A 19,878-nucleotide genomic window follows, 5' to 3' on the forward strand; every position below is an offset into this window, starting at 1 on the left:
GAACTTCAGCGAGGCTACCTAATTTGAGCTTGAATAGTTACCAGACCGTCAACCGAGAACAGCTAGCCAAAGATATTAAACAGCTGTATCTGCAAGCGCAGGCCGACATGGGACCGGAAGATTTTCGCCATATGAAGCGGATGGAGCTCTGGGGCCAAGCCTGTTCATTGTTGGGGTATGCGACCGCATGGATAGCTCCCAATCTCGTGTCCGCGCTGCTGATCAGTCAGGGTAGTTTTACCCGTTGGACTCAAGTTGCGCATCCGATCCAGCATCGCGGTTACGACAAAATCGACAGCGCCAGTGCACGTTACCAAAGCAAAGGCTTCGCTAAAGGCTGCCGCCGTTTTCTGGATTGGCCGGACTGGATGACGCCGGCGGGTTGGCACCACGAACACGACGTCCTGCATCACTACCGCCTTGGCGAGACGGCCGACCCCAACAATGCCCAGCACAACATGGAATGGCTGCGACAGTCGAAATTACCGATGTGGTTACGCTACGCGATCGTGGCATTTTTCTCGGGCGTTTGGAAGCTTAGCTATTACACCCCACGCACCCACAAAGAATTACGCCTTAACGAATATCGGCACCAGCATCAGCCCGCACCCACGATGACCCGCATCGACGCCTGGAGTTTATTCACTCCCCAGGGCCGAGGCTTGTGGTTAAAAAGCATTCTGCCCTATGTCGCTTACCGCTTTGTATTGCTGCCGGCGTTATTTCTGCCATTAGGAAGTGTTGCCGTGACCAGTGTGTTATTGAATTCCGTATTGGCGGAAATCCTGACCAACATCCACAGCTTTGTGGTGATGATTCCCAACCATGCCGGCGATGATGTGATGAGCTTCGATGAAAAGGCGCACAGCAAGGGCGAGTTTTACCTGCGCCAAATACTCGGCTCGGTCAACTATCCGACCGGCTCCAATGCCAACGACTTCCTCTACGGTTGGCTGAACTACCAGATCGAACATCATCTATGGCCGGATTTGCCACTCAGCCAGTATCAGAAGTTGCAACCGCAGGCTAAGGCTCTCTGCGAGAAGCACAGTATTCCGTATTGCCAGGATTCGTTATTCAAAAGGCTGCGCAAAGCCGTCGACATTATGGTCGGTAAAACCTCAATGTTGAAACCGGCGGAGGCGGGGGCTTGAAACTGCGATATTTCAAGTCCTACACCAGAATTAGGCCGCGCTAAACGAAATACTGTCTTCATGCATGCGATTTTACTCTCTCCTTAAGCTTGTGATAGAACTTAAGGACTGGGCTGATGAGCAGATTTGTTTACTTCATTCGAGCTTGCCGCCGCCAATCGCCTGAATTGTCCAACGGCCGGTCGAACCCTGTTACGGCCGGTTAGTAATCAACAAGCTCAACATCGGATTTGGCCGATGTGAAGTGCCTCCGAACGTCTGCTCTACTCAGTTACCTGCCACAGGGAGCGAGAATTGTTGAATGCCCGCTTTGGGTCGGTTTTGCTCCTTCAGTTTTGATAGAGCAAATTCGGCCACGAGCGGTTTGTTGCTAATTTTTCAAATGACGTCGTTAGACACCCTCTGGAAGCTTCGAGCGCATCATTTCCCTTCGATCCAACTTGTCTCCATCGACGACAAAGGTGCCATCGCCGATTGCATGAATAGTCCGCTTCTCTTCTCGTGAATCATCTAAGTACGTTTCGACACCTTCAAGGATAATGATGTTGTGCTTTTCGACGACATCGATCACTTTACATTCAATATTTGCCAGGCATTCCTTGATCAGCGGCGCACCGACATGCTTTCCCTTGAGAGGAGTCAATCCGAACTTATAAAACTTGTCCGTATCGCTGCCGGAACAAGCTCCTATCCCAACAACCTGATCTATTAGGTCCACGGTAGGAATAGCAATGACGCATTCTTTGGAGTTCCGAAGCGCCTTATAGGAATAGTTCCAGGGACCCGTCGTTATGGCAAATCTCGGAGAAAAATCCATCACCATGGTCCAGGAGATGGTCATAATGTTGTTCTTCTCCCCATCGCTTGTCGTAACGAGGATAACTGGCCCAGGTTCAATCAAAGTAAAGGACTTGCTAATTGGTATCGTCTTCATTACCGTACACCTCATGCTGTAGGCTAAAAAAAGGATTAGAAACGGGAAGCGATTCCTATCGGTTTAAGCGAGGAGAAAGGCCGTGGAAAACCAATAACCCCACACTTTAAGAGAGTGTAAAACAATCCGTGTAAACCGCGGTTAAATTTAATTGGGCATGCGGTCTGGGAACATAATCATAAACTGATTAATAGCCGGCTTCCAATCGCGCAATGGCATGGACCATTTTTTAGAGGCATTCTCGATTGCCAAATAAATGACTTTCATAGCCGAATCGTCATTGGGGAACAGTTTCCGTTGATTGATGGCTTTTCTAATCACGCTATTGATCGATTCAATGGCATTGGTGGTGTAAATGATTTTCCGGATCGCGTCAGGGTAATCGAAGAATGCGATCAAGTTGGCCCAGTGGTTGCGCCAGGAGCGACTGATGGAGGGGTATTGGCCGTCCCATTGCGCGGCAAAGGCTTCCAATTCCTGTTCTGCTTCAGTCACGGTAACGGACTGGTAGATTTTCCGGAGCCCGGCGGCGACGGTTTTGCGGTCTTTCCAGGACACGAAACGCAAGGAATTGCGCACCCTATGCACGATACAGAGTTGGACTTGTGTGCTTGGGAAAGCGGCGGCGATCGCTTCCGGAAAACCGGTTAAGCCATCGACACAGGCAATGAGCACATCCTTGACGCCGCGGTTTTTCAGTTCGGTCAGGCCCGACAGCCAGAATTTGGCGCCTTCATTTTCGGACAGCCACAGACCCAGCAACTCCTTTCTGCCTTCCAGGGTGACGCCGAGCGCCAGGTAAACGGCTTTGTTGATGACTCGCTTGTCCTGCCGGATTTTGACGACAATGCAGTCCAGATAGAGGATAGGATAGAGCGCATCCAAGGGTCGGGATTGCCACTCGATCACTTTGCCCAGTACCGCTTCCGTGACATTAGACACCAGGGTGGGCGAGATATCGGCGCCATAGAGTTCGCGGAAGGTTTCGACGATATCTCGCGTGCTCATGCCCTTGGCATACAAGGTCAGAATCTTATCGTCAAAATGACTCAAGCGGGTTTGATGCTTGGTGACCAGCGGCGGCTCGAAGCTGCCGTTACGATCGCGTGGGGTGTCAATCTCAATGACCCCGTGTCCGCTTTTCAGCTTTTTTGTGCCATAACCGTTGCGACTATTGCCGGAACCATAGCCTTCGGGAGAAGGCTTGGCATACCCTAAATGGGCATCCATTTCGGCATTCAGCGAGGCTTCTACCGTGATTTTCAGTAAATCCTGAGTCAGTGCCGCTAAATCACGCTCTGACTTAACGCCACGGGCCAAATCTTGTAAAGCGGCAACCATCGTGGGGTCTTTAATAATATCGCTCATTTTCTGCTCTCCTTGAGAGAAGTTTACTACACTGAAAATAAGCGGTTACACGGAATTATTTACACCCTCAACCCTTTTCAGCTGTAGGGTACGCTGTGCGTACCATGCGGATTGAAAAGGTACGCACTCGGCAATTGCTCTCCTGCATTGCTCTATCTCCTGCCTCCTTGCAGTCGTCGGCAATTGCTCCTGCATTGCTCTATCTCCTGCCTCCCTGCAGTCGTCGGCAATTGCTTTGTCCTTAGACCACCCTTCAGTGGTGGCATTGCCCTCGATCGCGTGTTCCCGGCGCGATCTACCTCCTCCCACCCTGGGATCGTACCCTACGGCGGTTTGTGCCTTTTTGGAGTGTAAACCCACTGCAACAATGCGCGCAGGTGGGGTTAGCGATTGCGTCACCCAACGTACCACTACATAAATAACGATGAGTGCTCGGAGAAGTGATGATCGGCCCGATCATTAGTTCGGCATCGCACCGACAGCGGGCGCCGAACCTTTTAGAGTCGAGTCAAATGGGTTCTTCATAAGGAGGGTGTGTTATGAAATCGGTCAAATATTATCCGGTATGGTTTCTGGTTCTCGTGTTGACTTCCCTATCCGGCTGTGCGTCCGACGGCGACCGCTCGGCGCGAGAAAGCGCCGGCGCCTACCTTGACGACAGCATGATCACCACCAAGGTTAAAACGGCCATCTTCAATGAGCCCGGTCTGGATTCGGCGGAAATCAGCGTCGAGACTTATCGAGGCAATGTGCAGCTCAGCGGGTTTGTGGAATCTCAGGAAGATATCGAACGGGCGGTTCGAGTGGCTCGACAGGTCGAAGGCGTCAAATCGGTAAAGAACGATATGCGTCTTAAAAGCCGCGCGCGATAAGCCGGGCAGGTGGCGAGCCATCGCATTCGCGCGGGCTGGCGGTTTTCGGTTCGATTCATGATTTCCCATGCGGAGAATTTTTTATGTCCAACCAGCATCATTTGACCGAGGTCCAGACTTTACGTGCGCAAGCCCGCCGGCACATCGAGCAGGGCGCGGTCACCGCAGGCTATGCGGCGGACGCGGAGTCGGTCGTCAAACTGCTCAACGAGGCCCTGGCCACGGAACTGGTCTGCGTTCTGCGCTACCGCCGTCATTATTTCATGGCGCAAGGCATTCAATCGAAAGGCGTCGCCGAGGAGTTTCTTACGCACGCCAACGAGGAGCAGGAACATGCCGACCAGATCGCGCGGCGCATCGTACAGTTGGGCGGCGAACCCGATTTTTCCCCGGATACCCTGTCCCGCCGCAGCCATGCGGAATATGTGGAAGGCCGTTCGCTGGTCGATATGATCAAGGAAGATCTGGTGGCGGAGCGGATAGCGATCGACAGTTACCGAGAGATGATCCTGTATCTGGGCGACAATGACCCGACCACGCGCAATATGCTGGAAAACATTCTCGCGGTGGAGGAGGAGCATGCCGACGAACTGGCCGATCTGCTGCAGGAACGCTTGGCGGCATCCGGCTCATGAAAGCCGGGTCTCTGCCCGCGATGATCGGGCTGTCGGTCCAACTCTCCGGCGGCGGGTACGGCGAACGGGTCCGACTGTACTGTCTCGGATTAGCTATCGCCGCGGCTCTTAAGCTTTTCTGCGAACGGTGTGCCGGCGGGTGATGCTTCTCCCGATTACGGTTCAATGTTTTTTGTGAGCTATCGAACCGACGCGGTGTCGTTTTGTTTTTATGATGACGCTCAGGATGCATTATAGATGGGCAACTCCAGTCGGCGGAAACGCATGGAAAAGGGCATCTCGCTAATCGAGTTCCCTTTGGCCTGTACCCGGCGGTTACGGTAAACGGAGCGACGGTACCTCACTATTTCAGAGGAGAAACACGATGGGCAGATATGTACTTGCATGGCTACTCGGCGTGCCGGTGTCTTTACTGATTATCATTTATCTGATCTTCAATTGATTTTTCATTCAACGGTTGCCGAGAGGCGTTCGCCATCCGGAATCGTAATCAATAACCGGTGCTGTGACGGCACTTTTATTGAGATCCCTATGATCTTTTAACCCATCAATACCAGGAGTTAATTATGGAAACGACAAGAACAGGCGCTACGAATGAAACCGTGGAACGCGTCAAAGCAGGCGCGCATGAAGCAGTAGAAAGAGCGGCCGACATGACGCTCAGGGCGGCGGACACCCTCAGCGAAAGAAGCGGACAGGTCAGGGACGCTCAGGAGCGGCTGCAGGAACAGATACGCGAATATGTCCGCGAAAATCCGGTGACTTCGCTGGGCATCGCCCTGGGCAGCGGGTTTATTTTGAGCCGTCTGATGGGGCATCGCTGAATCGGGTTTGCGCTGCCTTTCGGACATCGCTTCATCCGTTCTCCGGCCTTTACCGTACCGTTATGCGGGGCGCTTTATTCCCATTCCGCTCGCGTTGCGTTCCGATACGCAGACAACTGCGGGTTCAAACCGTATTTTACGGGGTGATGTGCAAACGAGCGGAAGTGCCGGTGTTTTTCCGCGAGGCGAGCAGGGCGCCGCTTGATTGCCGAGGCTGTCCGGACGCGGAAACGGGGCGTTTATTCCATCGCTTAATTAAGGAGAAACCCTATGTCAAAAAGATTCTCAAGACTGGCCATCATATTGGCTGCCGGTTTGATGCTGATCGCGGATTGGGCCGGAGCCGCAGGTGGAACGGCCGGCAGTCCGGTAGAAAGTACCGAGCGCAATGTGCGCGATAAAGGCAATGCAACCCTGACGCCGGAAGATCAGCTTCAGAATGAGGGCGACCTGAGGATCACTGCCGATGTCCGCAAAGCGATTACCGGCGACGGCTCGCTGTCGGTCAACGCGCATAATGCGAAAGTCATTACGCGCAACGGTACGGTCACTTTGCGGGGACCCGTCAACAGTGATGCCGAAAAAAACAAACTGCAGGACATCGCCCAGAAAACGCCCGGCGTAAACCAGGTCGACAATCAGCTGGAAGTCCGGGCGCCCTAATCGATTGCAGGAGAACGTCATGAAGAAAGCAGTTTTTTGCATCACTCAAACGAACGACCAAGTGGAACGCATCGTCAGCGAACTGAAAGCGGCGGGCTTTTCCAATAACGATATTTCCGTGCTGTTGCCGGACAAGACTAGCGAACGCGAAGCGGGCCATGAAAAGCATACCAAATCGCCGGAAGGCACCGCGATCGGCGGCACGATAGGCATCGGCACCGGCGCGGTGCTGGGCTGGCTGGCGGGTATCGGTACTCTCGCCATACCGGGCCTGGGGCCCTTCGTCGCGGCGGGACCTATCATGGCGGCGCTGGGTGGCGCCGGAGTGGGGGCTGCCGCGGGCGGTCTGGCCGGCGCGTTGGTGGGCCTGGGGATTCCCGAATACGAGGCCAAACGTTATGAAAGCCGGATTCAGGGCGGCAATGCCCTGATTTCCGTCCATACCGAGACTCCGGAAGCCCGCTCGAAAGTGGAAGACATTTTCGAGCGCGAGAACGCGGAAGATATTTCATCGACCGGCGAAGCCCAACCTAAGCGCTATTCTTCGTCCGGCCGCTCCGAGCCCAGACATTATTGAAATTCCGTGGTGTTATCCAACCTTTGAGGAGGTCCAGATGCTGAATATCAACAAAATCGAGAAATTGCTGAAGAACGAGATGGCAGCGGCGGAAACCTATCATCAAGCCCTGGAAAAGTTCGAAGAAGAGGCCCAAGGCAGCGAAATCAGTTCGCTGCAGCCGATTTACGAAGAACATACCGAGGCGGTTTCCGAGCTGCAGGAAAAAATTCAGCAGTTGGGCGGCATGCCCCCCAGCGGCTCCGGCTTATGGGGGTCCTGGTCCGAAGCGCTGATGGGTGGCGCCAAGCTGATCGGCAAGGATGCGATGCTGAATGCGCTTTTAGCCGGGGAAAAGAGCGGCCTGGACGATTATCAGGACGCCGCGGAGGACCCCGACGTGCCTCTCGAAGTGAGCGACCTGATCAAGTCGAAGTTTATGAATTCCCAACAAGAGAATATCCGTGTTCTCAACAGGCTGCTCCAGAGCTAGAGGTAATCGAGATGAAGACTTTCACTTTTCTCCGGAAAAAAGGAGGGGCGCCGTTCGTGTTCGGCGTCATGCTGGCCGGTATCGCTCAACTTTCGCATTCACGCGGCGCAGAAACCGGGCCGGGCGGTGCCTTGGAAAAAGGCGCCCCCGTAGAGCAGGCCCCCAGCTTCCGGGAAGCGGATAAAAACGGCGACCATTACGTGACCAAGGACGAGCTGGCGGACTACCCGCACTTGCTCAAGCGCTTCGATGAGGTGGATGCCGGCAAGACGGGACGCCTGGAAGAACACGAGTATGGCAATCTGGTGATGGAAAAAAGCCGGGAAAAAGGCCGGTAATTCCGGCTGCCGGAGGCTGTTTCATACCGGCTTCGGTTCCGCCGGGACGCCTATTTTTTAATATTTAACGGAGGTAACTGTTATGGCAAACATGGACAAATTGTCGAGTGCGGCAGAAGAAGCGGGCGAAAGAATCGTCGGCGCCACCCGCCAGGCCGCCGAAGCGCTTGGCGAAAAGGGTGAACAATTGATGGACATGGAGGAGCGGCTCGTGAAGCAATGCCGCGACTGCATCCGCAATCATCCGATCACCTCGATCGGCATCGCATTGGCGGCCGGTTATATTTTGAGCCGGATGACCCATACCTGCGAGCACCGGAGAAGATAAATGGCGATTCGTCCCCATGAAGAGCGGTCGGCCCGTTTTTCCGCCGCTCCCGCCGAACCGGCGGAACGGCATGCGGACTTGTTGGAAGATCTCCATCTGCTATGGCTTGATCTGCGCGGACTGACGCACGATCATCTGCAGCTTGCCGCGCTCGAAGCGAGACGGGCCGGCACCAGCTTGGCCGCCATGCTGGCGGCGGGCGTGGTGATGGCGGTCCTGCTGATCGGCGTGTGGGGCGGGCTGATGGCCGCCGCTGCGCTGGCCTTGATGAAAAGTCATGTCATGGGCGATATCGAAACCATTTTATCGATTGCCGGAGCCAATTTGGTGGCTGCATGGCTTCTGTTCTGGTTCGTGCGGCGCAAGAGCCGTGACCTGCTCTTTCCTGAGACGGTTAATAGCTTTCGAGATAAGGAGTAAAAAATGGCGGACCGGAATTATCATCACCGCAAAGAGGACAACGGTACGCTGACCGCTCGGATCGAGGAAACCGAGCGCCGGTTGTTGGACCGGCAACTGAGTACGCATGTCCACACGGGGGCATTGATCAAGGACCTGAGGCATGAGCTGGCGTCGCCCACGACGTTGTTACTGGTGAGCGAGCTGGGTTTTATTGTCGGCGAATTGACTAAAAAGCGCCCGTCCAAACCGGAATACGCAGCCGCCGACAAGGCGATCGAGGGTGCTTTGCGTGCCGAAGCGACGCCCTTGAAGGAAGCGCTGGATTTCGGCAGTTTGCTGATTGCGCTGTTTCACGCGTTGCCGCCCGCCTGGATCATGGAAACTTTCCATCCGGCCGAAGAAGAGGCGAAGCCGAAAACGGAACCTGCTGCCGTAGCCGGAAAACCGGAAGCCGGGGTGGAACTGTCCAATCCTCGATAAAGAACGGCGCTCAATCGGTTTGCGATTGATTGCCGTTCTTTTTTCCGGGCAAGTGTCGAATAAGCGCTATTGGGCCGCCGTCAGATGTTGACTGGCTTCCTGAGCGGCCTTCTGAGCGGCGCTGCCGTTGTTTTGATTGCCTTGATTGACCGCCTCCTGCAGGCTCTTGATGCCCGCATCCAGGTGCTGGTCGGCGGTTACGGCATGTGTTAGCGCTTCTTGAGCGTGTTGGGCGATTGCCTTGCCGTCGGTTTGTTTGGCGGCCATCATCGTATGCTCGACAGCTTGCTGAAGGTGATTTTCTTCCGCATAGACGGTAACGGCGCCCAAACCCAGCATAATGCCGGACAGCATATTGATCATTTTAATAGTCATCAGGAATCTCCTTTTGCCGAAAAAAACGGGCCGTGCAAGCCCGGAACGAAACCGCGCCGCTTTGGCAGCGCGGTAAAAAAATCCGTGGATTAATGACGTGTCGTGCCGGATTCGCTGGAATACGGCTGCGTTCCATAGAACGAATGCACTTCGTTGACCCAGGTTTCGTCGGCCATATCGGGCCAGCGGTCGGGGTCGAAGCCCGGCGCGCTTTCCAGGCGTTCCTTGTCGACATCCAAAGTAAAGCGTTTGTTTTTCGTATCGAGCTTTAAGGCATTCCATGGTACGGCAAACAATTTTTCGCCGAGCGACAGGATGCCTCCGAAAGACAAGACCGCATAAGCGACTTTGCCGGTGGTCATGTCCAGCATGATCTCTTTGATATCTCCGAGATCTTCCTCCTTGCCGTTGTAGACATCATTGCCAAGCAGCGTGTCCGCTCCCATCAGGTGCGGCCCCGGACCTTCGTCGCCGAGCCGGTTTTTGTATATGCCGTAAGTATCGCGATCTACATAACTCATCTTCGTGTCCCCAATCATGAAATAAATCGAAATCACTGGAACATTTCGTCCAGAACCCTAGGCGGAAAAATAACTGCAGCGCCGGAAAAAATCGGTACGGTGCCGCACTTTGAAAACTCATTTCGAGTAAGAAGAATTTGCCGCCCGGGTTGCCGGCCGCGGCCGGTTTATGTGCCTAAGCGTACCGACGGGGCGCCCGTAAACCGGTAATCTTTCGCGCATCTATTGATATAGAGACCGAACAAATGCACGCTGAGCAGCTATTCGATTTTGGGTTGGCGGCTATCGCCCGAGTAGGTGTTCATCAGTTTCTTTTAACCGGTTGTGGAGAATATGGCTATGAGCAATTTACCTTATGAAGAAACGCACAAACCGCATATCGGCTCCGGCATTTCCCCCCAGAGATCGAGACGGATGCGGTGGATAAAAGGGATATCCTGGACGTCGGTATTTGCCGGGGTGGTGGTCGCTTTGGGGGTTCAGATGCTGCTGAGCACGCTGGGCACCGGGATCGGGATGAGCATGATCGACCCGTTGCGTGCGCATGATACGCCGACTGTGCGCGAATTCAGCATCGGCGCTGGCTTATGGTGGGTCGTCTCGAGCTTTCTTTCGCTGTTTATCGGCGGCTGGGTGGCGGCGCAGTTTTCGGGGTACCTGCGCCATCTGGACGGGATCTTGCACGGGCTGCTCGTCTGGGCGCTGGGTACGCTGGTCACGATCTATTTCCTGGGCAGCGCGATCGGTTCGGTAGCGAGCGGCGCCAGCAATGTATTGAGCGCAGGCACGCGCGGCGTGGCGGAAAAAGCGGTAACGGTCGTTTCGTGGGACGATATCAGAAAGGATGCCGAAGGGGTGCTGCGGTCGAGGCCGGGAATTCCGCAGACGATTGAACCCCGTGCGGGCGGAGAGTCTCGTTCGGCCATCATGGATCCGGAGTTCAGCATGGCGCTGGAACGGTTTCTGACGGCGGAAGACAGAAACGTCAAGGAAACCAATCGCACCGCGTTGATCAATCTGCTGACCGCGCGGACCGGGTTGAGTATCGACGAAGCGACCAATCGAGTAAATCGATGGGAAAGAATCTACGAACAGGCCGAACAAAAAGTACGGGAAGCCGCCGATCAGACGGCGAAAGCGGTGGCATGGTCGGCCTTATGGGGTTTTCTGGTAATCCTGGTGAGCGCCGTCGCGGCCGCGGTAGGCGGTTATGTCGGCACACAGATGCCGGACGGAGAGGCGCGCGAGAAAAGCATGAGCCGCTAACTCATACGACCGCATAAAATCAAGGTCTTGCAAGCGCGGTGCCTGTGTCATTGCCAATGGATGAGAGGTAAGCATTATGAATCAAAAACAAAGACATGCAGCGGGAAGCGCTGGCAGGGGACAGGATGCCATTGTGCTGCTCACTCGGGATCACGAGAGGGTAAAAGAGTTGTTCGACGAGTTCGAAATGCTCGAAGCGGAAGAGGGCGGCGAAGATGACAAGCTGGATTTGGTGCAGCGGATATGCATGGAATTGACAATCCACACGCAGCTCGAAGAAGAAATCTTCTATCCCGCCGCCATCGATGCGATCGGCCAGTTGGACATCATGGATGAAGCGCTGGTCGAACATGGGAAAGCCAAGGAGCAGATCGACCAGGTGGTGTCGATGGCGCCGGAGGATGATTATTTCGATGCCGAAGTGAATGTTCTGAGAGACATGGTCGAGCATCATGTCCAGGAAGAGGAAGGCAAGATGTTCCCCAAGTTGAAAAAATCATCGATCGATCTGGCCGCGCTGGGCGAAGAACTCAATCTGCGCAAACAGGAGCTGCAAATGGATATGGGCATGGTCGAAGCCTCCATGCGCAAGCCGCAGGCGGGCAGAAAACCGATGCCGCCGCAGGGGCCGATGCCTTAGTATTTTCCGTATGCGCACGAAACGGCAAGGTTTGTCTGCTTTCCGGACGGGCTGTTTATCCAGGCGGTATAACGGAGCGAAAAATTGCCCGGAGCGTGGAGGCATCGAAGGTTACAGGTGTGGCAACGCACCGATTTTTTTACCTGTTCGGTTCAAATTGTTTATCCGGTTTTGATTCATTGAGGCGATCCTTGAATAGAAGCGGTCTGATTCGGTTTAAGTGTCCGATTTGATTGTGCGATATGCCGGTCTATTTAAGGGACGCCCCTCGATAAGGCGCGCCGAAATCTGATTTTTTTCAAAAAAATAGCGCGCATTCCTTTCCAGTTGGTATTTGTTATTTCGATATTTAGGAGAATGGCATCATGTATACGCCTCAAACTGAACCCCAAAAAACCTCCACTGCAGCTTTTCAATCCATGCAGCCTTGTATAGACAACTGTAACCGTTGCGCCCAGACCTGTCTGCAGACGGCGATGAACCAATGTCTGGAAATGGGCGGACGGCACGTTGAGCCGGAGCACTTTCGCCTGATGATCTGCTGTGCGGAAATCTGCCGGTTGTCGGCCAACTTTATGCTGAGCAGTTCGCCTTTCCATACCCGTACCTGCGAAGTGTGCGCCGAAATCTGCGAAGCTTGCGCCAAGGACTGCGCCAGTATCGGAGATATGGATGAATGTGTGTCGATTTGCCGCGAATGCGCCGAAAGCTGCAAACAAATGGCCAGTATGGCTACTCATTGATGAAATGATATGCCGCCGTCGCGGCGCTCTGTGTGCAGGCTTTTCCTCATCGGAGGACGCCGCGGCGGGGCGTTCTCCTTTTTTTATTTTTAACTCCGGGTGTGAAGTGGCTACACTAAACCGGACACACTCTTTAAAATATTCTCAAACAAGAGCGCCCCCCAATGAGTCTAGAAAAACCCAATACTTATACAGCCGAATTCAGGGCTTCAGCCGTCAAGCTGGCGAATGAATCAGATAAACCCATCGCTCAGGTCGCCAAAGATCTCGGCATTAACGTCAATACCCTGCACACCTGGATCAGCAAGTACAGCCGTCCTAAAGAGAACGATAAAACGGCACGAACCGACGAGCATCTTTACGACGAACTCAAACGCCTCAAGAAAGAAGTTGCCCGTCTGACCGAGGAGCGCGATTTGTTAAAAAAGGCGGCCGCGTACTTTGCCAAGGAGCCCCGGTGAAGTACGCCTGGATCCAACAGCATGTCAGCGAATTTACCGTGGAGACGATGTGCCGGTTTATGCAGGTGTCCCGGAGCGCTTACTATGCTTGGCTGCAGCGCCCTGAAACCGCCGGTGAAAAAGAGGATGCCGTGTTGACCGAGTTCATTAAAATCGCCTTTGCCAAGAGCAGAGCCACCTACGGGACTCGCCGCCTCAAGGCTGCCTTATTAGGCCGAGATCGGACGGTCAGTCGCCGGCGAATAGGCCGTCTGATGCGAGAAGCGGGGTTAGCCTGTAAAACTAAGCGCAAATTCAAAGCCACAACGAACTCCCAGCATGATCAGCCGATTGCGCTTAACCATCTGGATCGGCAGTTTAACGTGGATCAGCCCAATCGGGTCTATGCCGGCGACATTACCTCTATTCTTACTCAGGAAGGCTGGCTGTATTTAGCCGTGGTGATTGATCTCTATTCCCGGCAGGTGGTGGGCTGGTCCATGGCCGAGCATATGCGGACTCAGCTGGTCAACGACGCCTTATTGATGGCCATTTGGAAGCGAAAGCCAGAGAAGGGTCTGATGTGGCATACCGATCGCGGCAGTCAATACGCCTCGGAAAGCCATCGGGCGCTATTAGCCCGGCATGGCATAAGGCAAAGCATGAGCCGTAAGGGCAACTGCTGGGATAATAGTGTTTCAGAAAGCTTCTTCCATACCTTGAAAACCGAACGGGTGCATCAGCAGACCTATCAAACCCGATCGGAAGCTAAACAGGCTGTGTTCGAATATATCGAAGTGTTTTACAACCGCGAGCGACTGCATTCCGCCAATGGCTATAGGTCGCCAGTGGACTACGAATTGCTGCATAAAGCGGCTTAACCATGTGTCCAGAAAAGTGTTGACACATCAGGTGCTGCGTCCCGGCCTCGGCAAGGTGGGACGGCTTGCTTCCTTATTTCCTTCACTCCCGCTTCGAACGCGGGTACGATGCGATGCCTCAGGCTCGGCGTTCGCGAGAGTGTCTATCGGCCGGCCGAAAGCTTGGCAATCGCATTTTTATTTTATCCGACAAGTCATTACCGAAAATAGCCGCGCGATACAATTAGTATGACTACTTAGGCAATCATACGAATGGTCAGTCCCGGAAAAATTCTTTAGATTGAGCCCATTCTGAAAATCCGGGGGAACGGGTATGGAACTGTATGAAGAATTGGGCAAACTGTCCGACACTCTCAAACAGCAACGCGATGAAATCAGGCTGCAGATTCATCTGGCCACTGCCGATTTGAAAGATGATTGGGAAGAAAGCGAAAGAGAATGGGGGCATTTCAAAGACAAACTCGCCGAGATTATTGATGAAAGCAAGGAAACCACGGCCGAGTTTGTCGAAAAAACCCGTATCGTGGGCGAAGAATTGAAGGTTGCCTATAAGAACATCCAAAGGCGGCTTACCTCCTAAAAAACCCGGATGAGGCGTCATTATTTCAGGCGGAGCGGAAAAGTTCATGTCGAACGTGTACGCGGGATTCTCTGAGGCGGCCGGAGGCTATGCGGACGGATACTTTGGAAAGCCGGGCAAGGCGTGAGGGGAGTGTCGGGTATGTCCGAAAAACTGACCGGGTTTCAGCTCGAACAGTTCAAGAATCTGCTGCACGACCGCTTCTACATGGTGCGCTCCGACCTTTATAAAGAGATTCTTTCGATCGACAAAGAGTACGGCTCGAAAATCGCCGAGACGGTTTATCAGGCGGCGACGGCGGCATTGGCGCATCTTTTGGCCGGCTTGAAAAGGATCGACCTGAATCACTATCTGAACGAGATCAAAGATATCGAGGCAGCGCAAACGCGTATCACCGAAAACCAATACGGCATTTGTCAGGACTGCGGGTATCCGATCTATTTCAAGCGGCTGTTGGCCTTTCCGACCGCCAAGCGTTGCGTGGCCTGCCAGCGGCTCTACGAAAAGGCGAAGAACGAATGAGTTCGATTATTTTGGAAAACGAGGGTTTACTCATCGCCGATTCCTCGCTATAATGCGCGGGCTGAAGTGACTACTTCAGGCGCGTAGCTCAGTTGGTTAGAGCACCACCTTGACATGGTGGGGGTCGTTGGTTCGAGTCCAATCGCGCCTACCAGATATCCTAAAGCACTGCTCCGCAGTGCTTTTTTATTGCGGAAACCGAATTCGAATTGTGTTGATCTAGCATGCCAGTAATCACCCTTCCCGACGGCTCCAGGCGCGATTTCGACCGCGCGGTCACTGTGCTGGAAGTTGCGCAGTCCATCGGTGCCGGGTTGGCCAAGGCGACTCTGGCGGGTAAGGTAAACGACAGGCTGGTCGATGCGAGCGCATTGATCGATCGGGATGCCTCGCTGCAGATCATCACTGCCAAGGATGCCGAAGGCGTCGACATCATCCGTCACTCCACCGCCCATCTTCTGGCCCAGGCCGTCAAGCAGCTGTTCCCCGACGCCCAGGTCACGATCGGCCCGGTCATCGAAAACGGCTTCTACTACGACTTTTCCTATCAGCGCCCGTTTACGCCGGAAGATCTCGAAGCAATCGAAGCCCGAATGCAGAAGCTGGCCGCCGACGACTGCAAAGTGAGCCGCGCGCTGATGCCCCGCGACGAAGCGGTGCAATATTTCCGCGAACTCGGCGAAAATTACAAGGCCGAGATCATCGGATCGATTCCGTCCGATCAGTCCATCTCCTTATATTCGCAGGGCGATTTTACCGATTTGTGCCGCGGTCCGCATGTGCCGAGCACCGGCAAGCTAACAGCGTTCAAACTGATGAAGATTGCCGGGGCGTACTGGCGCGGCAATTCCGAAAACGAAATGCTGCAACGCATCTACGGCACCGCCTGGGGCGACAAAAAAGAGTTGCAGGCTTACCTCACGCGTCTCGAAGAAGCCGAAAAACGCGATCACCGAAAATTGGGTAAAACCCTGGGCTTGTTCCATACCCAGGAAGAAGCGCCCGGCATGGTGTTCTGGCACGAGAAAGGCTGGACGATCTATCAGCAGATCGAGCAATACATTCGCGAGAAGCTGCGCGTGAACGGCTACGGCGAAGTCAGGACACCGCAGATCGTCGACCGTTCGCTGTGGGAGAAATCCGGGCATTGGGACAAATTCAGCGCCGGCATGTTCACGACCCATTCGGAAAACCGCGATTACGCGATCAAGCCGATGAACTGCCCGTGCCATGTTCAAATTTTCAATCAGGGGCTGAAAAGCTACCGCGATCTGCCGATCCGTCTGGCCGAGTTCGGCTCCTGTCACCGGAACGAGCCTTCCGGCACCTTGCACGGGCTGATGCGGGTCAGAAACTTCGTGCAGGACGATGCGCATATTTTCTGTACCGAAGCGCAGATTCAGGACGAGGTGTCGAATTTTATCGACATGCTGTTCGACGTCTACAAAGACTTTGGTTTCGACGAGGTGGTCATCAAGCTGTCGACCCGTCCGGAAAGCCGGGTTGGCGACGATGCGGTCTGGGACAAAGCCGAAAATGCGCTGGAACTGGCCTTGAACAACAAGAGCCTGAAGTGGGATTTGCAGCCGGGCGAGGGCGCTTTCTACGGCCCGAAGATCGAATTTTCATTGAAGGACTGCATCGGCCGGGTCTGGCAGTGCGGTACGATCCAGGTCGATTTCTCGATGCCCGGCCGCCTCGGCGCGGCTTATATCGCCGAGGACAGCTCGCGGCAAACGCCGGTGATGCTGCACCGGGCGATTCTCGGTTCGCTGGAGCGTTTTACCGGCATTCTGATCGAACACTATGCCGGCACTTTCCCGGTCTGGCTGGCGCCGGTGCAGGCCGTCGTACTGACGATCGCGGACCGTCACGACGATTATGCGGTCGAGGTAATGAAAACCCTTGAAAAACGGGGCTTCAGAGTCAAAATTGACTTGAGAAATGAGAAGATCGGGTTTAAAATCCGCGAGCACTCGATGCAGCGTATACCCTACCTGTTGATCATCGGCGACAAGGAGCTCGAAGATCGGACGATTACGGTGCGCACGCAAAAGGGTGGCAATTTGGGTAGTCTGGCGATAGAGGCATTCGGCGAACGGCTGGGCCAGGAAGTCGCGGACAGAAAATGAGTGTAGCTGGAGGATCTAGGTATCGCTGCTAAAAAAGATGAAATCCGCCTGAACGATGCGATCACCGCCAAGCGGGTGAGGGTGACAGGTGCCGATGGCGAGTCATTGGGCATCATTTCATTGGAAGAAGCCAAGCAGTTGGCCTATGCGGCCGATCTGGATCTGGTCGAAATATCGCCCAATGCGGATCCTCCGGTTTGCAAGATCATGAATTACGGCAAGTACCAGTTCGAGCAGAACAAGAAACTGGCCCTTGCCAAGAAAAAGCAGAAACAGATTCAGGTCAAGGAAATCAAATTCAGGCCGGGTACGGACGAAGGCGACTATCAGGTCAAGCTCAGAAGCCTGATCAAGTTTCTGAACGATGGGGATAAGACCAAGATCACCGTGCGCTACCGCGGACGCGAACTGGCGCATCGCGAAATCGGCATGGAGCAGCTAAAGCGGCTCGAAAAGGATCTGGAAGACATTGCGGTCGTCGAGCAGTTTCCGAAGATGGAGGGCCGTCAAATGATTATGGTAATGGCCCCGAAAAAGAAAAAATAACGCGAGTAAAATTCAAGCAGGCCCGTCGGCGCGCACCCGCACCCGACGGGCCTGAATCTTTCCTGCAGCTTCAGGATGAATCTGCCAGCATCTTAACATCGATTCGATGCGCCTAATTCTTCAGGGCCATGCATTTTGCCTTGCTGGGTTATTTTCTCAGGGATTTTTATTGTTAACGTTGGAGCAAACAAATGCCAAAAATCAAAACCAACCGCGGCGCAGCCAAGCGTTTCAGACGCACCGGCAACGGCGGTTTCAAATGCGGCCAATCGCATAAGCGTCATATTCTGACCAAGAAAAGCACCAAGCGGAAACGCCAATTGCGTAGTCCGGCTTCGATTCATCCATCCGACGTGCGTAGCGCAGCCCGCATGCTGCCTTACACCTAAGCCGGGAGAATCACGATGCCTAGAGTGAAACGCGGCGTTACCGCCAGAGCGAGACACAAGAAAATTTTAAAGCAGGCCAAAGGCTACTACGGTGCCCGCAGCCGGGTCTACCGCGTTGCGAAGCAAGCCGTCATCAAGGCCGGCCAGTATGCTTACCGCGACCGCAGACAGAAAAAACGCCAGTTCCGCGCCTTGTGGATCGTGCGTATCAACGCCGCCGCCAGACAATGCGGGCTGTCCTACAGCCGCCTGATCAACGGCCTGTCGAACGCGAACGTCGCGATCGACCGTAAGGTGCTGGCCGACATCGCGGTACGCGACATGGACGCTTTCGCCGAAATCGCCAAGATCGCGAAAGCCAACGTCAGCCCGCTGTAAACCGGCTGGTCCGCATCGAAGAAGCTCCGTCCGTTTCACCCTGCGAGGTGGGCGGAATGCGAAGGTAGAGCGGAGGGTGGGTACGACTGCATGGATGCAGGAGGCAGGGCAACGCAGGGAGCGGTTGCCGACGACTGCAGGGATGCAGGAGTTAGAGCAACGCAGGGAGCAGTTGCCGAGAGGCGCCAGCCGAAACCCATCGTCGAAACTCATGAGGGAAAGCTTAATGATGGGTTTCGCTTCGCTCTACCCATCCTGTGCGTGACCCCAGCGGATATGTCAGGCAATTTATAAGTGTTTTGTCAGACAAAGCGGCCGGATCGGAGATCGATCCGCAGCCGCTTTGTCGTGTTAGCGTAACTCCATTTTCTCCCATTCCAGCAGCGAGCCAAGCAGTGTCTTTCACTCCTGAAGAAATTCTCGCGCAAGCTTCGACAGCGCTTGCGGATGCCCAAGACCTTACGCAACTCGATCAGGTCCGCGTTCATTACCTCGGCAAGAAGGGCTTATTGACCCAGCTGATGAAGGAGCTCGGCGCGCTCGATCCCGACCAGCGCCGCGAAGCCGGCCAGAAGATCAATCAGGCGAAAGACCGTTTCCAGGAGCAGTTGGACGGCCGCAAGCAAGTGCTCGAGGCGAAGGAACTGGCCACCCGGCTGGCGAGCGAGCGGATCGACGTCACCCTGCCGGGACGAGGCCAGGCGGTTGCCGGCCTGCATCCGGTCACGACCACGTTGCGGCGGATCGCGAAGATTTTTACCAGCGCCGGTTTCAGAGCCGTCGAAGGCCCCGAGATCGAGGACGACTATCATAATTTCGAGGCGTTGAACATTCCCGCCCACCATCCGGCGCGGGCGATGCACGATACCTTTTATTTCGATGCGCACACCGTCCTCCGGACCCACACGTCGCCGGTGCAGATTCGGGTGATGGAGTCCGAAGAGCCGCCGCTCAAAGTGATCGCCCCCGGCCGTGTTTACCGCTGCGATTCGGATCTGACCCATTCGCCGATGTTCCATCAGGTCGAGGGTTTTCTGGTCGACCGCGACGTCAGCTTCGCCGACCTGAAAGGCGTGATCTACGATTTTCTGCAGGCCTTTTTTGAGAAAGACAGTCGGGTCCGTTTCCGGCCGTCTTATTTCCCGTTCACCGAACCGTCGGCCGAGGTCGACATCGAATGTGTGATCTGTAACGGCTCGGGCTGCCGCGTCTGCGGCCAGTCCGGTTGGCTGGAAGTGATGGGCTGCGGGATGATTCATCCCGAAGTGTTCAAGGCGGTCGACATCGACAGCGAAAAATACACCGGCTTCGCGTTCGGAATGGGCGTCGAACGGCTCGCGATGCTGCGTTACGGCATCAACGACCTGCGCCTGTTTTTCGAAAACGATCTGAAATTCCTGCAACAATTCAAGTAAGTA

The 19,878-nt window shown here is 54.6% G+C and carries 26 protein-coding genes and 1 tRNA gene; 23 read left to right on the plus strand and 4 right to left on the minus strand.

The window, feature by feature from the left end; genetic code table 11:
* Positions 1-29: 29 nt before the first annotated feature.
* Entirely contained in the window at positions 30-1,154 is a 1,125-nt protein-coding gene (locus CC94_RS0110475) for a fatty acid desaturase family protein (protein WP_245619741.1), read from the plus strand.
* Between the two features lie 391 nt (positions 1,155-1,545).
* Here the strand turns inward: CC94_RS0110475 and CC94_RS0110480 are convergent, their stop codons facing one another.
* Together CC94_RS0110480 and CC94_RS0110485 are read right to left on the minus strand one after the other, a co-directional pair.
* Positions 1,546-2,088, minus strand: a complete 543-nt coding sequence (locus CC94_RS0110480) for a flavin reductase family protein (protein ID WP_005369606.1) — start codon at positions 2,086-2,088, stop codon at positions 1,546-1,548.
* Positions 2,089-2,235: 147 nt separating this feature from the next.
* On the minus strand, positions 2,236-3,444 hold the full coding sequence (locus CC94_RS0110485; RefSeq protein WP_425411960.1) for an IS256 family transposase: 1,209 nt from the start codon (positions 3,442-3,444) through the stop codon (positions 2,236-2,238).
* Positions 3,445-3,995: 551 nt separating this feature from the next.
* Between CC94_RS0110485 and CC94_RS0110495 the strand changes: the two genes are divergently transcribed.
* The 10 genes from CC94_RS0110495 (at position 3,996) to CC94_RS0110545 (ending at position 9,047) form a co-directional block, all read left to right on the plus strand.
* Positions 3,996-4,328 (plus strand): BON domain-containing protein, encoded by a 333-nt coding sequence (locus CC94_RS0110495; protein ID WP_005369609.1) that lies wholly within the window; start codon positions 3,996-3,998, stop codon positions 4,326-4,328.
* Positions 4,329-4,411: 83 nt separating this feature from the next.
* Complete coding sequence (locus tag CC94_RS0110500; protein ID WP_005369611.1) at positions 4,412-4,963, plus strand: ferritin-like domain-containing protein; 552 nt, start codon at positions 4,412-4,414, stop codon at positions 4,961-4,963.
* A 566-nt stretch (positions 4,964-5,529) separates the two neighbouring features.
* Complete coding sequence (locus tag CC94_RS0110510; RefSeq protein WP_005369615.1) at positions 5,530-5,787, plus strand: ElaB/YgaM/YqjD family protein; 258 nt, start codon at positions 5,530-5,532, stop codon at positions 5,785-5,787.
* 270 nt (positions 5,788-6,057) lie between these two features.
* Positions 6,058-6,450 carry a BON domain-containing protein gene (locus CC94_RS0110515; protein ID WP_005369616.1) on the plus strand — a complete coding sequence of 131 codons (393 nt, stop codon included), beginning with the start codon at positions 6,058-6,060 and terminating at the stop codon, positions 6,448-6,450.
* 19 nt (positions 6,451-6,469) lie between these two features.
* Positions 6,470-7,027 carry a hypothetical protein gene (locus CC94_RS0110520; RefSeq protein WP_005369618.1) on the plus strand — a complete coding sequence of 186 codons (558 nt, stop codon included), beginning with the start codon at positions 6,470-6,472 and terminating at the stop codon, positions 7,025-7,027.
* A 37-nt stretch (positions 7,028-7,064) separates the two neighbouring features.
* The gene (locus CC94_RS0110525) at positions 7,065-7,499 is read left to right on the plus strand and encodes a DUF2383 domain-containing protein (RefSeq protein ID WP_005369619.1); all 435 of its coding nucleotides are present in this window, start codon (positions 7,065-7,067) and stop codon (positions 7,497-7,499) included.
* A gap of 11 nt (positions 7,500-7,510) precedes the next feature.
* Positions 7,511-7,837 (plus strand): hypothetical protein, encoded by a 327-nt coding sequence (locus CC94_RS0110530; RefSeq protein WP_005369620.1) that lies wholly within the window; start codon positions 7,511-7,513, stop codon positions 7,835-7,837.
* 82 nt (positions 7,838-7,919) lie between these two features.
* A complete protein-coding gene (locus tag CC94_RS0110535) occupies positions 7,920-8,165 on the plus strand; it encodes a hypothetical protein (RefSeq protein WP_005369621.1) in 246 nt (81 codons plus the stop codon).
* On the plus strand, positions 8,166-8,585 hold the full coding sequence (locus CC94_RS0110540) for a phage holin family protein (RefSeq protein ID WP_005369622.1): 420 nt from the start codon (positions 8,166-8,168) through the stop codon (positions 8,583-8,585). It begins immediately after the preceding gene.
* A 3-nt stretch (positions 8,586-8,588) separates the two neighbouring features.
* Positions 8,589-9,047 carry a hypothetical protein gene (locus CC94_RS0110545; RefSeq protein WP_005369623.1) on the plus strand — a complete coding sequence of 153 codons (459 nt, stop codon included), beginning with the start codon at positions 8,589-8,591 and terminating at the stop codon, positions 9,045-9,047.
* A gap of 66 nt (positions 9,048-9,113) precedes the next feature.
* Here CC94_RS0110545 and smbP read toward each other — a convergent pair whose 3' ends face one another.
* A complete protein-coding gene (smbP, locus tag CC94_RS0110550) occupies positions 9,114-9,422 on the minus strand; it encodes a small metal-binding protein SmbP (protein ID WP_005369624.1) in 309 nt (102 codons plus the stop codon).
* 89 nt (positions 9,423-9,511) lie between these two features.
* Positions 9,512-9,943: a PRC-barrel domain-containing protein gene (locus CC94_RS0110555; protein ID WP_005369625.1), complete on the minus strand. Its 432-nt coding sequence runs from the start codon at positions 9,941-9,943 to the stop codon at positions 9,512-9,514.
* Positions 9,944-10,282: 339 nt separating this feature from the next.
* Here CC94_RS0110555 and CC94_RS0110560 point away from each other — a divergent pair, with 339 nt between their 5' ends.
* The 12 genes from CC94_RS0110560 to pheS all read left to right on the plus strand — a co-directional run bounded on the left by CC94_RS0110560 (position 10,283) and on the right by pheS (position 19,875).
* Positions 10,283-11,209, plus strand: a complete 927-nt coding sequence (locus CC94_RS0110560) for a hypothetical protein (RefSeq protein ID WP_031430793.1) — start codon at positions 10,283-10,285, stop codon at positions 11,207-11,209.
* 76 nt (positions 11,210-11,285) lie between these two features.
* Positions 11,286-11,849, plus strand: a complete 564-nt coding sequence (locus CC94_RS0110565) for a hemerythrin domain-containing protein (RefSeq protein WP_005369628.1) — start codon at positions 11,286-11,288, stop codon at positions 11,847-11,849.
* A gap of 419 nt (positions 11,850-12,268) precedes the next feature.
* Positions 12,269-12,592 (plus strand): four-helix bundle copper-binding protein, encoded by a 324-nt coding sequence (locus CC94_RS0110570; RefSeq protein WP_031430794.1) that lies wholly within the window; start codon positions 12,269-12,271, stop codon positions 12,590-12,592.
* Between the two features lie 164 nt (positions 12,593-12,756).
* Positions 12,757-13,913 (plus strand): IS3 family transposase gene (locus CC94_RS0110580; protein ID WP_157203417.1). Its coding sequence is split into 2 segments (ribosomal slippage): positions 12,757-13,048 and positions 13,048-13,913, totalling 1,158 coding nucleotides; the frame shifts between segments, so codons are not numbered across the junction.
* Between the two features lie 313 nt (positions 13,914-14,226).
* Positions 14,227-14,493, plus strand: a complete 267-nt coding sequence (locus CC94_RS0110585; protein ID WP_005369636.1) for a hypothetical protein — start codon at positions 14,227-14,229, stop codon at positions 14,491-14,493.
* Positions 14,494-14,634: 141 nt separating this feature from the next.
* Positions 14,635-15,015: a TraR/DksA family transcriptional regulator gene (locus CC94_RS0110590; RefSeq protein ID WP_005369638.1), complete on the plus strand. Its 381-nt coding sequence runs from the start codon at positions 14,635-14,637 to the stop codon at positions 15,013-15,015.
* Positions 15,016-15,092: 77 nt separating this feature from the next.
* A tRNA-Val gene (locus CC94_RS0110595) sits at positions 15,093-15,169 on the plus strand.
* A 70-nt stretch (positions 15,170-15,239) separates the two neighbouring features.
* Entirely contained in the window at positions 15,240-17,147 is a 1,908-nt protein-coding gene (thrS, locus tag CC94_RS0110600) for a threonine--tRNA ligase (RefSeq protein ID WP_005369640.1), read from the plus strand.
* Between the two features lie 42 nt (positions 17,148-17,189).
* Positions 17,190-17,693, plus strand: a complete 504-nt coding sequence (gene infC, locus CC94_RS0110605; protein ID WP_281174039.1) for a translation initiation factor IF-3 — start codon at positions 17,190-17,192, stop codon at positions 17,691-17,693.
* Between the two features lie 191 nt (positions 17,694-17,884).
* Positions 17,885-18,082 (plus strand): 50S ribosomal protein L35, encoded by a 198-nt coding sequence (rpmI, locus tag CC94_RS0110610; protein WP_005369644.1) that lies wholly within the window; start codon positions 17,885-17,887, stop codon positions 18,080-18,082.
* 15 nt (positions 18,083-18,097) lie between these two features.
* Entirely contained in the window at positions 18,098-18,460 is a 363-nt protein-coding gene (gene rplT / locus CC94_RS0110615) for a 50S ribosomal protein L20 (RefSeq protein ID WP_005369647.1), read from the plus strand.
* A gap of 395 nt (positions 18,461-18,855) precedes the next feature.
* The gene (pheS, locus tag CC94_RS0110625; protein ID WP_005369649.1) at positions 18,856-19,875 is read left to right on the plus strand and encodes a phenylalanine--tRNA ligase subunit alpha; all 1,020 of its coding nucleotides are present in this window, start codon (positions 18,856-18,858) and stop codon (positions 19,873-19,875) included.
* Positions 19,876-19,878: the final 3 nt, after the last annotated feature.

Origin of the sequence: Methylomicrobium agile, assembly GCF_000733855.1 — a bacterium.
GTDB classification, from domain to species: Bacteria; Pseudomonadota; Gammaproteobacteria; order Methylococcales; family Methylomonadaceae; genus Methylomicrobium; species Methylomicrobium agile.

What these genes read in the sequence shown, in the direction of transcription:
- CC94_RS0110480 (WP_005369606.1), bottom strand. Translation starts at nt 2,088, where the DNA reads ATGAAGACGATACCAATTAGCAAGTCCTTTACTTTGATTGAACCTGGG.
- CC94_RS0110495 (WP_005369609.1), top strand. Translation starts at nt 3,996, where the DNA reads ATGAAATCGGTCAAATATTATCCGGTATGGTTTCTGGTTCTCGTGTTG.
- CC94_RS0110500 (WP_005369611.1), top strand. Translation starts at nt 4,412, where the DNA reads ATGTCCAACCAGCATCATTTGACCGAGGTCCAGACTTTACGTGCGCAA.
- CC94_RS0110510 (WP_005369615.1), top strand. Translation starts at nt 5,530, where the DNA reads ATGGAAACGACAAGAACAGGCGCTACGAATGAAACCGTGGAACGCGTC.
- CC94_RS0110515 (WP_005369616.1), top strand. Translation starts at nt 6,058, where the DNA reads ATGTCAAAAAGATTCTCAAGACTGGCCATCATATTGGCTGCCGGTTTG.
- CC94_RS0110520 (WP_005369618.1), top strand. Translation starts at nt 6,470, where the DNA reads ATGAAGAAAGCAGTTTTTTGCATCACTCAAACGAACGACCAAGTGGAA.
- CC94_RS0110525 (WP_005369619.1), top strand. Translation starts at nt 7,065, where the DNA reads ATGCTGAATATCAACAAAATCGAGAAATTGCTGAAGAACGAGATGGCA.
- CC94_RS0110530 (WP_005369620.1), top strand. Translation starts at nt 7,511, where the DNA reads ATGAAGACTTTCACTTTTCTCCGGAAAAAAGGAGGGGCGCCGTTCGTG.
- CC94_RS0110535 (WP_005369621.1), top strand. Translation starts at nt 7,920, where the DNA reads ATGGCAAACATGGACAAATTGTCGAGTGCGGCAGAAGAAGCGGGCGAA.
- CC94_RS0110540 (WP_005369622.1), top strand. Translation starts at nt 8,166, where the DNA reads ATGGCGATTCGTCCCCATGAAGAGCGGTCGGCCCGTTTTTCCGCCGCT.
- CC94_RS0110545 (WP_005369623.1), top strand. Translation starts at nt 8,589, where the DNA reads ATGGCGGACCGGAATTATCATCACCGCAAAGAGGACAACGGTACGCTG.
- smbP (WP_005369624.1), bottom strand. Translation starts at nt 9,422, where the DNA reads ATGACTATTAAAATGATCAATATGCTGTCCGGCATTATGCTGGGTTTG.
- CC94_RS0110555 (WP_005369625.1), bottom strand. Translation starts at nt 9,943, where the DNA reads ATGAGTTATGTAGATCGCGATACTTACGGCATATACAAAAACCGGCTC.
- CC94_RS0110560 (WP_031430793.1), top strand. Translation starts at nt 10,283, where the DNA reads ATGAGCAATTTACCTTATGAAGAAACGCACAAACCGCATATCGGCTCC.
- CC94_RS0110565 (WP_005369628.1), top strand. Translation starts at nt 11,286, where the DNA reads ATGAATCAAAAACAAAGACATGCAGCGGGAAGCGCTGGCAGGGGACAG.
- CC94_RS0110570 (WP_031430794.1), top strand. Translation starts at nt 12,269, where the DNA reads ATGCAGCCTTGTATAGACAACTGTAACCGTTGCGCCCAGACCTGTCTG.
- CC94_RS0110585 (WP_005369636.1), top strand. Translation starts at nt 14,227, where the DNA reads ATGGAACTGTATGAAGAATTGGGCAAACTGTCCGACACTCTCAAACAG.
- CC94_RS0110590 (WP_005369638.1), top strand. Translation starts at nt 14,635, where the DNA reads ATGTCCGAAAAACTGACCGGGTTTCAGCTCGAACAGTTCAAGAATCTG.
- thrS (WP_005369640.1), top strand. Translation starts at nt 15,240, where the DNA reads ATGCCAGTAATCACCCTTCCCGACGGCTCCAGGCGCGATTTCGACCGC.
- rpmI (WP_005369644.1), top strand. Translation starts at nt 17,885, where the DNA reads ATGCCAAAAATCAAAACCAACCGCGGCGCAGCCAAGCGTTTCAGACGC.
- rplT (WP_005369647.1), top strand. Translation starts at nt 18,098, where the DNA reads ATGCCTAGAGTGAAACGCGGCGTTACCGCCAGAGCGAGACACAAGAAA.